General features: G+C 63.8%; 5 protein-coding genes. All 5 read right to left on the bottom strand.

Annotation, left to right across the window (positions count from 1 at the left end; genetic code table 11):
• Positions 1–9: 9 nt before the first annotated feature.
• Positions 10–1,167 (bottom strand): ABC transporter permease, encoded by a 1,158-nt coding sequence (locus AC56QP_RS30200; protein ID WP_489862162.1) that lies wholly within the window; start codon positions 1,165–1,167, stop codon positions 10–12.
• Positions 1,168–1,179: 12 nt separating this feature from the next.
• Positions 1,180–2,214 carry an ABC transporter permease gene (locus AC56QP_RS30195; protein ID WP_489862163.1) on the bottom strand — a complete coding sequence of 345 codons (1,035 nt, stop codon included), beginning with the start codon at positions 2,212–2,214 and terminating at the stop codon, positions 1,180–1,182.
• Positions 2,215–2,439: 225 nt separating this feature from the next.
• Positions 2,440–4,092, bottom strand: a complete 1,653-nt coding sequence (locus AC56QP_RS30190) for an ABC transporter substrate-binding protein (RefSeq protein WP_489862164.1) — start codon at positions 4,090–4,092, stop codon at positions 2,440–2,442.
• A 265-nt stretch (positions 4,093–4,357) separates the two neighbouring features.
• Positions 4,358–10,411 (bottom strand): translocation/assembly module TamB domain-containing protein, encoded by a 6,054-nt coding sequence (locus AC56QP_RS30185; RefSeq protein WP_497100941.1) that lies wholly within the window; start codon positions 10,409–10,411, stop codon positions 4,358–4,360.
• A gap of 3 nt (positions 10,412–10,414) precedes the next feature.
• On the bottom strand, positions 10,415–12,343 hold the full coding sequence (locus tag AC56QP_RS30180; protein WP_489862166.1) for an autotransporter assembly complex protein TamA: 1,929 nt from the start codon (positions 12,341–12,343) through the stop codon (positions 10,415–10,417).
• Between the last annotated feature and the right edge of the window lie 223 nt (positions 12,344–12,566).

Below are 12,566 nucleotides of genomic sequence, written 5' to 3'. Positions count from 1 at the left end.
GCCAGCCCATCAGTCTTTCATCGATTGTTCGCGCAAAGAGTCGGCGAGCAAATTGAGGCCCAGCACGAACGACATCAGCGCGATCGTCGGCGGCAGCGCCGGGTGAATGAAGGAGCGCAGCAGGCGGCTGGCGTCCTTGATCGCGGTGCCCCAGTCCGGGCTTTCCGGCGCCAGGCCCAGGCCGAAATAGCCGAGCGTGCCGAGCAGGATGGTGGTGTAGCCGATGCGCAGGCAGGCATCGACGATCAGCGGCCCGCGCGCATTTGGCAAGATCTCCCACAGCATGATGTACCAGGGCGATTCGCCGCGCGTCTGCGCCGCCGCCACATAGTCGCGTGTCTTGATGTCCATCACCAGGCCGCGCACGATGCGGAACACGCCGGGGCTGGAGGCGAACACCACCGCCACGAAGATGTTGAGCTGGTTGGGATCGATATGCACGATGTGCAGCGGGTCACGGTCGAACACGAGGCCGACATAGATCCAGCCGCCGATGACAAGCGTCAGGCCGAGCAGGATATAGAGCCGGTCGGGCCGGTTCTTGAAGCGCGTCCAGAACAGCACGCTGAAAAAGATGATCGGAAACAGGAAGAAGACGCCGGCCAACCCATAGGGGATCGGCGTGTCCATGATGCCCGGCGTCACCAGCAGGTAGAACAACAGGATGACCGGGAAGGCCAGCACGAGATTGGCCAGGAACGACAGCACGGTATCGATCTTGCCGCCGTAATAGCCGGCCGGCAGGCCGAGCGTGATGCCGACCATCAGCGCGAAGCCGGTCGCTGCCGGCGCGATGATCAGCACGATCTGGCTGCCATAGACCATGCGCGAGAAGACGTCGCGGGCCAGCTTGTCGCCGCCGAACAGATAGACCAGTCCCGATTTCGCCTCGATGGCACCCGGCAGCGTGTCCTTCATCTCCGGGACCTGGGCCAGCGGATCGAAAGGCGAGATGGTCGATGCGAAGATCGCCGTGAACAGCCAGAACAGGCAGATGCCGACACCGACAATGCCGACGCCGCTGTCGAACAGCTGGCCGTAGAGCGCCAGCTTCTTCTTGTAGGCGAAGCTTGCCCCCATGACGATGATGAGCGCGATCCACACCGGCCAGAAGCGTGACAGCACTCCGAGCACGACACTGACGGCGCTGATATATTCGATCTGCATCCGCCTGATCTCCTACTGGACTCTGATACGCGGATTGAGAAACGCGTAGCCGACATCGGAAATGAGCTGCGTGATCAAGACGATGAACACCGAGACCAGCGAGCAGCCGAGCAAGAGATCGATGTCGTTGTTGCCGGCCGCCTCGACCAGTGTGTAGCCAAAGCCCTGGTAGCGGAACATCACCTCGACGATGACGACGCCGGTGAGCAGCCACGGAAACTGCAGCATGATGACCGTGAAGGGCGCGATCAACGCATTGCGCAACGCGTGTTTCACCACCACGCTGCCGAAGGAGAGACCCTTCAATCGGGCCGTGCGGATATATTGCTGCGTCATCACCTCGACCATCGAAGCGCGCGTCATGCGGGCGATATAGCCGATGCCGTAGATCGCCAGCGTCATGACGGGCAGCGTGAAATTATAGAAGGTGATGCCCTGGCTGGCCGATGCGGCCGAACCGTTCAGCCAGCCGAGCCATGAGGCGAAGATGACGGTGAAGATGACGCCCGACACATATTCAGGTGTCGCCGTCGAGGCGATCGAGGCCACCGAAAGCACCCGGTCGGTTCGCGACCCCTCGCGCATGCCGGCCAGGATGCCGATCAAGAGCGAGATCGGCACCATCACCGCCAGCACCCAGAACATCAGGATGCCGGTGGCGCCAAGAGCGGGGAACAGCTTCGAGGCGACCGTCGCCTTGAACTTGGTCGAACAGCCGAAATCGCCTTCGAGAACGCCGGAGAAGGTCGGCACGACCGGATCGTTGCAAAAGGTGAAACGCTGCGCCGGCTTGCCTGTCGTGGGATCGGTCACCGGCTGCTTGGGCAGGATGCCCAGCCACTGCCCGTAGCGGACGAAGAAGTTCTGCCGGTAGCCGTGATTGGCCAGCCATCCTTCGAGTTGCTCTGCCGACGTGTGCATCTCCGTCTGGCTGATCGCCAGCTTCTTCAGATTGGGCTCGAGATTGATCAGGAAGAAGACGATCATCGTCAGGCACAGCATCGTCAATGCCATGGTGCCGAGACGCCTGATAACGAAAGAAAGCATGGCGGCCCCCTGCCGACGGGGTTGGGGTTTGAGCCGGCTCCAAAGCCTTGCCTGCCGTTGCCGGCGGGGCGGCTGTCAAACAAGCCCTCGGATGCGATCCGCTCTTGATTTATTGCACGATCTTGTCCGGGGAGTCCGCAATTTTTTGCAGTGCACACTCGTGGCTTCAGATCGCTGCGAAAGAGTGAGGGGAAAGGGGCAACGCCCCCTTCCCCTTCATCCGGATCAGGCCTGGTCGAGCCAGACCTTGCCGTAGTCATGCTCGTAGGTCGGGTGCATCTTGTAGTTCTGCACCGCCTTGACCGAGTGGCTGAAGAGCTTGCGCCAGTACGGCTGGATGATGATGCCGGAATCCTGCAGCACCTGCTCGATATCCTTCATCATCTCCTTGCGCTTGGCCGCATCGGCGACCGAAAGCGCGGCGTTGAGCTTGGCATCCCAGTCAGGATTCGACCAGGCCGCCTCGTTCCAGGCTTCGCCGGTGCGGTAGGCGATGGCCAGAACCTGAACGCCGAGCGGGCGCATGTTCCAGTTGGTCATCGACAGCGGATACTTCGTCCAGTCGTTCCAGAATGTCGAGCCCGGGAGCACGGTGCGCTTCACCTTGATGCCGGCGTCGCGAAGCTGGGCGGCGATCGCGTCGCCGGTGTTCTTGTGCCAGTCCTCGTCCACGGTGATCAGCTCGTGCTCGAAATCGGCCTGGCCGGCCTCGGCCATCAGGGCCTTCGCCTTGGCCGGGTCGCGCTTGATCGGCGGCAGTTGGAAGTATTCCGGATGAATGGCGCAGACATGGTGGTTCTCGGCGACGGTGCCGGCATTGCCGTAACCAAGCTGGAGGACGACATTGTTGTCGACACCGAGCTGCAACGCGTTGCGCACCTTCTGGTCGTCATAGGGCTTGTTCTTGATGTTGGTGCGGCACACGATGGTCGCCGCGGTCACCACTTCCGACTTCACCAGGTCCATGCCGTCGAGGATCGACACATAGTCGGCCGAGGTTTCGAAGTTGGTGTGCACTTCGCCGGCTTCGAAGGCGCTGACCATGGCCGCCGGATCGGTGCCGTAGTCGATGAACTCGATGCCGTCGAGGAACACCTCGCCATCCCACCACTTGTCGTCGGCGCGGCGCTTGTAGACCACCTTCTGGCCGACATCGTAGGAGACGAGCTCGAACGGTCCAGTGCCGATCGGGCAGGATTTGAAGTCGCCACCCTTCTCGTCGAAGCTCTTGTGGACGATGAGGCCGGGATAGTCGCACATGTTCGGGATGAGCGCGATGTCGGGCTTGCTGAGCTTCAGCACGACCGTGTGATCGTCCTTCTTGGTCACTGCGCTTTCGTCGAGCTTGTCGTCCTTGACCAGCGAGCCGAGACGGCCGGGCATGGAATTGCCTTCGGCTTTCTTGTCGCCCCAGCGCTTCAGGTTGAAGATGACGTCGTCCGCGGTGAATGCATCGCCGTTCGACCACGTCACGCCCTTGCGCACATGCAGCGTGTATTCGGTGGCGTCGTCGTTCACGTCCCAGCTTTCCAGCAGATAGGGGCGGAACGTGTATTCGGTGGTGTACTTGACCAGTGGCTCGAGCGCCTGGCGCTCGGCATTGGCGATTTCCGACCAGTCGGACTTGCGCGGGTCCTTCGGATCCTTGATCCACTGCGCGACCTTCAGCGTGCCGCCCTTCTTGCCCTTTACCTCTTCGGCCTTGGCCGGCGTCGGGTCGGCGAGGCCGAGCAGGCCGTAGGCCATCGCCGTCGATGCACCGAACACGCTGGCCATGGCCAGGAATTCGCGGCGATCGACCTTACCTGCCTTGGCTTCTTCGGCCATGGCCAGGATGTGATCCGGAACGCGATCGCCATTACTCTTGTAGATCGTCATGACTTAACTCCCATTGTTGGCTTTCCGCCTTTTAACATTCCGCATCCAGGCCCTGATGTCAAAGACGACATGGATTGGGAACATGTCCAGGAATGTGCAACTTTGGAAGGGGGGCGGTTCGCGTGATAACGACAGTCTTGGCGCAAAATTGCTACTGCCCGACGGATTCCGCTGGAATCTCGATAGTTGATTAGACTGAGACATTTGCCCACGCCCGGACAGCGCCAGTCTCAAGCCGCGATAAGGCCAAAACCCGGCCGAAACATCAATATTCCTTCTCGTAGAAGATGCCGCCCTTGGCTTCGCCGGCGTCGTTGGCCTCGCCGCGCAGCTTGACGCCGCGCCCGACATTGAGGTCGATGGTCGCCTTGCCCGAACCCGGCTTGTCGCCTTTCTGGATCGTCACATAGGTGCGGTCGTTCAGATACTTGCCCGCCGAGACCGCGGTGCCGCCCTTGTCGTCGGTGGTAACGTCGAGATCGTCGACGCCGATGGCGCTGCGCAGGTTTTCGAGCAGCGACGTCGAGCCGCCGACGCCGGCCAACTGCCCGGCCGCTTCAGCGAGCTGAGCAATCTGCAGCGGCGACAGGTTCGACATCGAGCGACCGAAGATCAATTGCGCCAGCACCTCGTCCTCCGGCAATGCCGGCACCGAGGAGAAAGTGAATTTCGGATTGGTCGCTTCACCCGAAACGACGATGGTGACGGTGGCGCTGGTCGTCGTCGTTGTCGCCGTCAGATTGAGATAGGGCACCAGCGAGCCGGAAAAGCCGACCGTGCCTTCAGTGAAGGTCAGCCGCTTGCCGAGAATCGAAAGTCGTCCGCGCTGCAGGGTGAAGGTGCCGACCGCTTGCGGCGACGAGGCCGGGCCGGTCAACTTGAGCGAGCCGCCGAGTTCGGCATCGACGCCCCTGCCCTGAATGAAGATCTGGTTCGGCGCGTTGACCGTGACATCAAGAGCGAGACCGCTGCCGCCGCCACCGCCGCTGGTCGTCGCCGGGCGCAACGCCTTGTCCTGCGCCCGCACCGCACCCGGCGCATTCTTGTGCTTGACGTCGAGCGCTGCCAGCGAGCCCGGCAGCTTGTCTGGAACCGTGATCACGGTCTTGGCGAGATTGATGGTTCCGGCAATCACCGGCGCCGACGTCAGCGGTCCCTTGATGGTCAGGTCCCCACCGAGATTGGCGGTCACCACTCGGCCGTCCGTATAGCGGCCGTCGACCAGCTTGATCGACAGGTCGGCCGGGAAGCCCTGCGCCGGATTGATACCGACCGTGCCGCTGGCCGACAGGCTGCCGCGCGTCGACAGCGTTCCGGTCAGCCGGTTGATCCTGGCGACGCCGCCGCCGATCGACACGTCGGCCGTGATGTTGTTGACGGCAAGCCCCGAGCGCGCATCGATCAGGCGGGCGCCGGACGTGCTGACGCTGCCGCCAATGACAGGCGATGTCGCGGGACCGCGCACCTGCACATTGACATTGGCCGTCCCGCTCAGCGACAGGCCCAGTGCCGCGAGCTTCTGGCTCAGGATACCAAACGGCACGCCGCCATTGAAGTCGAGCACCAGCGCCGGCGTGCCCGACGTCGTCACCGTGCCACCGCCCTTGAGGCCAAGGCCGGCGCCGTCGCCGATATTGGCATTGAAGGTCAGCTTGTTGGCAGCAAAGGCACCGGAAGAGGAAACGCTCAGCGCGGTGAGACCCGCGGCACGGGTCTGCGACGTCTGCACGCCGGCCGCGTCGATATTGAAGGCAACGGCGGGGTTTGCAGGCGCGCCCGTCACCTTTACCGTACCCGAAATCGAACCGGCGGCGTCGAGCCCCGGCGAGAAACCGTTGGCGAGTGACATCGGCACCCGCGCCAGCGCCGCGTTGATGTCGAGCGCCTGACCGACCTTGCCGGTCACCGTCGCCGTCCCGCCGCCGAGATTGAGCACCAGCCTGTCCAGGGTCGTCGTGCCATTGACGATGCTGATCGTCGAGGCTTGGGCGATGGCCGCCTTGATGCCCTGGACGGTGGCCTGGCCGGATGCAAGCTCGATGGTGGTGGTGCCGTTGACAACCTTCACCCGACCCGCGGCCTTGGCCGGAATGCCCTTGACGGTGGCGCCACCGGAAAAACCGGTCCAGTCGCCGTCCCGCGTCAGGTCGACGTCGATGCCGCTGATCACGGTGGCGCCTGAGATGACGGTGTCGGCGCGGATCTTTCCGGAGATCACCGGTGCCGCCAGATAATTGGCGATCAGCGCATCGACCGAGACGGCCTTCGCCTGGAGGTCGCCGCGCGTGATCGAGGCAGCCGCCGCCTTGATCGCGACTTGGGGTGCCGTGCCATTCTTCGAGAAGGCAATCGTGCCGCGCACGTCGCCTTCGGCCTTTTCCAGCGCCAGTGCTGCAAGCGGTCCGATATCCGGCAGATCGAGCGAGATGGTGCCGACCGGCACGAACTTCTCGTCCAGCGCCAGATCGCCGGAAATCCTGTTCTTGCCGAGCGACAGCAGCAGGCCGTTGATGGCGCTCTTGCCGTCGGCGGTAGCCAGCACAGCGCTGCCCTGCAGCGCCTGTCCCGCGACATTGCCGGTCAGTTGCACATTCGCCGCCGGATTGGCCGCATCCGCCTTGCCGGTGGCGGTGAGTTTCAGCCCGGTGATCTCGCGCTCCGCCACCAGCAGCCGATCACTGTTGACCGTCAGCGACAAATCCGGTGCGATGGCCGGCCCCTGTGCGTTCAGCGCAAAGGCAATGGCGCCCTTGGCGTCTTTGGACAGCAACGAGATATCGGTAAGAGAGCCGGTGATGGCAGCGGCCAGCTTGTTGTCGGCAAGGCTCGCCTGCCCTTGTGCGGTCAGTGCGCCCGAGACCAGTTTCAGCCCATCGACATTGATGCCGCCGTTCGGGTCGCGCTTCAGTGTGGCGCTGATCTGCGCGCGTTCGCCGAGGATACCCCGCGCCGCCGCCGGCAAGGCTGATGACGGGGCATCCGCGCTCAGCTTGAGGTCGATGGCGCCGTCGCTGAGGGATACCTGGCCAGCGACCTGGCTGTTGAGCGCATCGCTCTTGAGCGAACCGCTGTCGATGGCGACGGCGTCCGATGTCAGCCGGGCGTTGAGCGCTGCCGTGACCTTGCCGGCAATCAGAGGCGCGATGGTGGCATTGTCGAGACCAACCTTATCCACGGACACCGTGCCGGAAACCGGTCCGGCGCGGCTCTTGAGATCGAACGCGTCCGAATGCAATGCCAGGACGAGCCCGTCCACCCTGGCCGGGCTGGTTGTGACTGACGGCAGGATCGCGGAGACATCCAGGCGGGCCTTCGTGCTTTCGCCCGCAACCTTTGCCGACAGGGACTGGATCTCGATCTTCACCGGGCTCGCGGCACTGCCGAACGTCAGCGGCAGGCTGGGACCGGACGAGGTAAGATCGACGGCGAAATCGCTGCTGCCGTTCGGATTGATGGTGCCGGCTGCCTTGCCTGAAATCTTGTCGCCGGACAACGTCGCATGGTCGAGAACGACGCCGCCGGCCATGGTGTAGCTGCCGGCCGAGTCGATTGCGAGCGGCCCGAGCCCGGCCTGGCGGGTCTGGCTGGTCTCGACGCCAGCCAGTTGCGCGTTGAACCGAACCTCGGGAGCGGACGGCGAACCGGTAACCTGTGCCGTGCCGCCGAGTGTGCCCACGGCATCGAGGCCGGGCGAAAAATCATTGGCAAGCGCTGCCGGCAGCGCGGAGAATTGTGCCGCGAGATCGAGCGTCTGGCCGGCGGTGCCGGACAAGGTCACCGAGCCACCGCCGACATCAAGCGCCAGTTTTTCGACGCTGGTCGTGCCGTTGGCGATGGTCAGCGTCGACGGTGCCGCGATTGCCGCCTTGATGCCGCGAACGGTGGCCTCGCCCGAGGCGATTTCAACGCTGGTGGTGCCCTGGGCGATCTTCACCCGGCCGGCCGCGGTCGCCGGAATGCTTGCTATGGTGGCGCCGCCGGTGAAATTGGTCCAGTCGCCATCGCGTTTCAGGTCGACGCCGATGCCGCTGATTTCAGTGGTGCCCGAAGTGACGGTGTCGGCCTTGATGGTGCCGGAGATCGCCGGCGCCTTGAGATAGTTGGCGATCAGCGCGTTGACGGTGATGGCCTTGGCCGTCACCTCGCCGCGCGCGATCGACGTGCTCTTCGCATCGATGGCGACGGAGGGCGCGTCACCCTCCTTGGCGAAGCGGATGGTGCCATTGATGTCGCCCGTCACCGCCTGGCCGGCAAGTGCAGCCAACTGATCGATGGCAGGCGCGTCGAGCGTCAGCGTGCCCAACGGCATGAACTTGTCGTCCAGCGCCAGGTCGCCCGAAACCTTGTTGTCGCCCAGCGAAACCAGGAAGCCATTGATCGAACGCTTGCCCTCGCTGGTCACCAGCGCCGCCTTGATGTCGAGCGGCTGGTTGTTGACGGAGCCGGTCAGCGAAACGTCAGCGGAAGGGCTTGATATGTCTGCCTTGCCGCTCGCGGTGAGCTTGATCGCCTTCACCGTTCGTCCAGACGCCGTCAGGCTGTCGCTGTCGGCGGAAACCGTGAAATCCGGAGCGGTCCTGGGTCCGCTGGCCGACAGCGCGAAATCGACGCCGCCGGCAACCGGCACGCCGACCATCGGCGACAGCACCGAGACGTCGCCCAGCCTGCCTTTGATATCGGCCTGGATGTCGGTGCCTTGCACGCTGGCGGTGCCACTGGCGCTGAGCGAACCGGAGGTGAATGAGATCGAATTGGCGGAAAAAGACCCCTGCGGATCGCGCGTCGCGGCGGCCGAGAATTTCACCCGTTCGCCGAGCACCGAGCTGATCTGTGGCGGCAAGGCCGTCGACACGGCGTCGGCATTCATCTTGAGCTGCATCGACAGATCGGCAAGCGCGACCGTCATGGTGAGCGAGGCGTTGAGCGCGTCGGAGCGCAACGTACCCTGGTCGATGGCGATGGCATCCCTGCTGATCGATCCGGCCAGGTCGACATCGACCTTGCCGGTAATAAGCGGCGCCAGCGTCGCGACATCGGTCTTCAGGCCGCCCGCCTGCAGCTTGACGGCAACCGGCCCGGCACGGTTCTGGATATCGAAGCCGTCGGAGTGTATCTGCGCCGCCAGATCGTTCAGCTGGGTGCCGCCCGCCACCACTGAAGCCAGCGAGGCGCTGATATCGACGATCGGCGCCTTGCCGTCGCCGAACGCGCGGGCGGTGGCATTCCTGATCGCCAGCGCGATCGGCTGCGCGGCGCTTCCCACGGTGATCTGCACGGGCGCGCCCTTGGCGGCGAGTTCAACCGACAGATCGCTGGCGCCGGCGGGATCGGCGATGCCGGTCGCGGTGCCATGCACGGCATCGGTGTCGATGCTGGCCCGATCGATACTGATGCCACCGGCCGACGTTGCGGTGCCGGCGACATCGAAGCTGGTCTTGCCGGCAAACAGCGGCCTCAGATTTTCGGGCAGGAAACGCTCGAACTCACCGTCGCCCTTGGCCTCGACATGGCTGCCCTTGTCGGTCGACTGGTGGCGGCCCGTCAGTTGAGTGACAATCTTGCCGTCGACCGTGAACGTGGCGATGCCGTTCCAGTTGGCGAGCGGTCCCGTGCCCGAGACGGTTATGTCGACTGGCGGCGTATCGGGCAGCTTGAGCAGGTTGGCAATGATACCGCCTGCCGGCTCCGAGGCCTTGAGGTCGAGGTCGAGCCTGTTGTCCGCTGGCGCAAAGTGGATCTTGGCGTCGACATTGCCCTGCTTGCCGTCATGGCGGGCGATGTTGAGTTTCGTCTCGACCGCCAGCGGCGCGGCATCGGCCTTGAGCATTCCTTTGGCGGCAAGTTCGGCGATGCCGCTGCCGGCCAGCTGCTGGCCAAGCGCGATTTCAGGCAGGTCGATCTGCTTGATGTCGATGGAGACAGGCAGCGTCGTGGTACCGCTCTGCGCCGGCTGTTGCGTACCGGCCACCGGCAGCCTAGCCAGTTCGATACGGTCGGCGGCAATGCGGTCGGCACTGAAATTCTTCGACAGCAGCGCCAGCGGTGACCAGTCGACGGCGACCTTGCGGGCCACCAGCCAGGCGCCCTCGCGGTCTTCAAGCACGACATCATCCACCGTCAAGGCGCCCGACCAGATACCGTTTATGCCGCTGACCGTGATCTTGCGGTCGTCGCTCGATGCCAGGCGCGAAATGATGCCGGCGAGATTGTCGCGGCCGCGCTCGGTCTTGGTCAGCACGACGAGCGCGCCGATCGCCCCGGCGACGACGATGAGCAGTGCGTAAAGGACAATGCGAAGGATGCGCTTGAGTATCTTCATCGCTCAGAACGCCTGTCCGATGCCGGCATAGATGCCGAAATGCGGGTCGCCCGGATCCCGGTTGAGCGGCACGGCGGCGTCGATGCGCAGCGGCCCGAACGGCGTGACATAGCGCAGGCCGACACCGGCGCCGACCTTGACGTCGGAGAAGTTGGGCACCGATCTGGTTGACACCGTGCCGGCATCGACGAACGGCACGATGCCGATCGTGTCGGTGACGGCAATACGCATCTCGACCGAGGTCTCGAAGAAGGACAGGCCGCCGATCGGCTGGCCGGTGGAATCCTTGGGGCCGATGCCCTGATAGGCGTAGCCGCGCACCGAGCCGCCGCCGCCGGAGTAGAAGCGTCGGTCGGCCGGAACGTTCTGAAGCCCGGTGCCGACGATCGAGCCAACCGTAACACGTTCGGCCAGAACGAATTTCGAAGCCGTGTCGAGCGACTGATAGGCCGATCCTTCACCCTTCAGCTTGAGGAAGGCCGCGCCGCTCAAGATGTCGTAGCTTGGTTCGGCGTAGGCCAGCAACCGGAAGCCGCTGGTTGGGTTCAGCCGATTGTCCCTGTTGTCATAGACATATTGCAGCGGAATGCTGGCGATCAGATATTTGTGCTTGCCGAAGGCGTCGTGGATCCGCGAATAGTCGAGCGCGACCTCGGCCGACACCGTCTGTTTCTTGGTCAGTTCGTAGGACAGGCCGGTGCTGCCCTTGACCGAGAAATGGTCGTAGGCGTCCGGATGCTCGAGCACGGTCTTGAAGCGGGCGAAGAATTTCGACGCCGGCCCGATCACGCCCGGCTTTTCGAACATGACGCCGGCATTGTAGTTGAGCTTGGACAGATCATTGCTGCCGATGCCGCTGATGGCGCCGTCGATGCGCAGCTTTTCGGCCCGGCCGAACAGGTTGCGGTGGCCCCAATAGCCTTCCAGGCCGAGCCCCTCGGTGTTGGAAACGGTACCGCCAAGCCCGAAATAGCGCGGCTTGCGCTCGCTGACCTGGACGCCGATCGGAATGTTGCCGTCGGCGTCGAGCTTGTCGGCTTCCTTCAACGTCACGCTGTTGAAGACCTCGAGCCCCAGCAGCCTGTCGCGCGCATCGCTGATCTCCTGGGGAGAGTATTGCCGGCCGCGCTTGAGGCCGGTCATGTATTCGGTGAAGTCGCGATCGACCTTCTCGGTGCCCTCCGCCGTGGTATCGCCGTAGCCGGCGACCGGTCCGGCGGCGACCGTCAGCGTCACGTCGAGCGTCGAGGTGGCATGATCGGCGACGATCTGCCGATCCGTCACCTTGGCCAGAGGCCTGCCTTCCTGCTTCAGCGCCAGCACGATCAGCGCCTCGGCCTTGAGCACCGCGCCGGACCCGGCGTCACCGCCGGTGATCAGGCCGTAGTCGGCGCTCATCAGCCCCGCCGCATCGCCTTCCAGCCTTATATTGCCGAGGGTGAATTTCGGGCCGCTGGCGACGTCGACGACCACCGGGATCGGCTGCGGGCCCTTGAATTCGGCATCCGGCGGCAAATCGTCAAGCAGCTTGCCGTCGATGGTGATGGTGACGACGCCCTCGTAGCGTGCATCGGCATAGAGGGCGGCGACAAGCTGTTCGCGATCGCTGCGCGCCTTGGCCAGCAGCCCCAGCGACCCGGAGACCGGGTGCCCCTCGTCGCCCTTGAGCGTCGAGGCGTTTTCGAGCCTCTTGACCAGATCCTTGTCGGCGTCGGGCGCATTGATGGTCACGGCATAGCGCAGCGGATCGACGATGTCGGCGTCCGCGTCGCTGGAGGAACCCCACAGCTTGATGCCGAAAAGCTCGAAAGCGGCCGCCGGCCTCGATTCGGCGACAAGCGCGGTCGAGCAAATCACGGCCAAAAGCAGGGCGCGCGAAAGCACACGCCCTGGCGCGGTACCTCCTGACATCTGCTCTTCATGCGCCGGCATTAAGACAACCTAGGTTATAAAACTAAAATTGGAATGAAGTTCTGAAGCGCTCGTAAAGGGGCCACAATCCAATTGTCTGAAATAGCACGGGCTTGGAATTCACACCTCTTTGCGTTGCCGCAAGAAAGCGTGATCCCCTGTCCTATGGAGGTACTACCGGTCATTGGCCGGAAAGGAAACCGTTGGCAGGCGGAACCCTGCCGCGTCCCTGTGTTGACAAGCT

It is taken from the genome of Mesorhizobium sp. RCAM 05104, from assembly GCF_059683645.1.
Note: the sequence above shows the minus strand (reverse complement) of the source record. Positions and strands in the feature narration are given on the sequence as shown.

What these genes read in the sequence shown, in the direction of transcription:
- AC56QP_RS30200 (WP_489862162.1), bottom strand. Translation starts at nt 1,167, where the DNA reads ATGCAGATCGAATATATCAGCGCCGTCAGTGTCGTGCTCGGAGTGCTG.
- AC56QP_RS30195 (WP_489862163.1), bottom strand. Translation starts at nt 2,214, where the DNA reads ATGCTTTCTTTCGTTATCAGGCGTCTCGGCACCATGGCATTGACGATG.
- AC56QP_RS30190 (WP_489862164.1), bottom strand. Translation starts at nt 4,092, where the DNA reads ATGACGATCTACAAGAGTAATGGCGATCGCGTTCCGGATCACATCCTG.
- AC56QP_RS30185 (WP_497100941.1), bottom strand. Translation starts at nt 10,411, where the DNA reads ATGAAGATACTCAAGCGCATCCTTCGCATTGTCCTTTACGCACTGCTC.
- AC56QP_RS30180 (WP_489862166.1), bottom strand. Translation starts at nt 12,343, where the DNA reads ATGCCGGCGCATGAAGAGCAGATGTCAGGAGGTACCGCGCCAGGGCGT.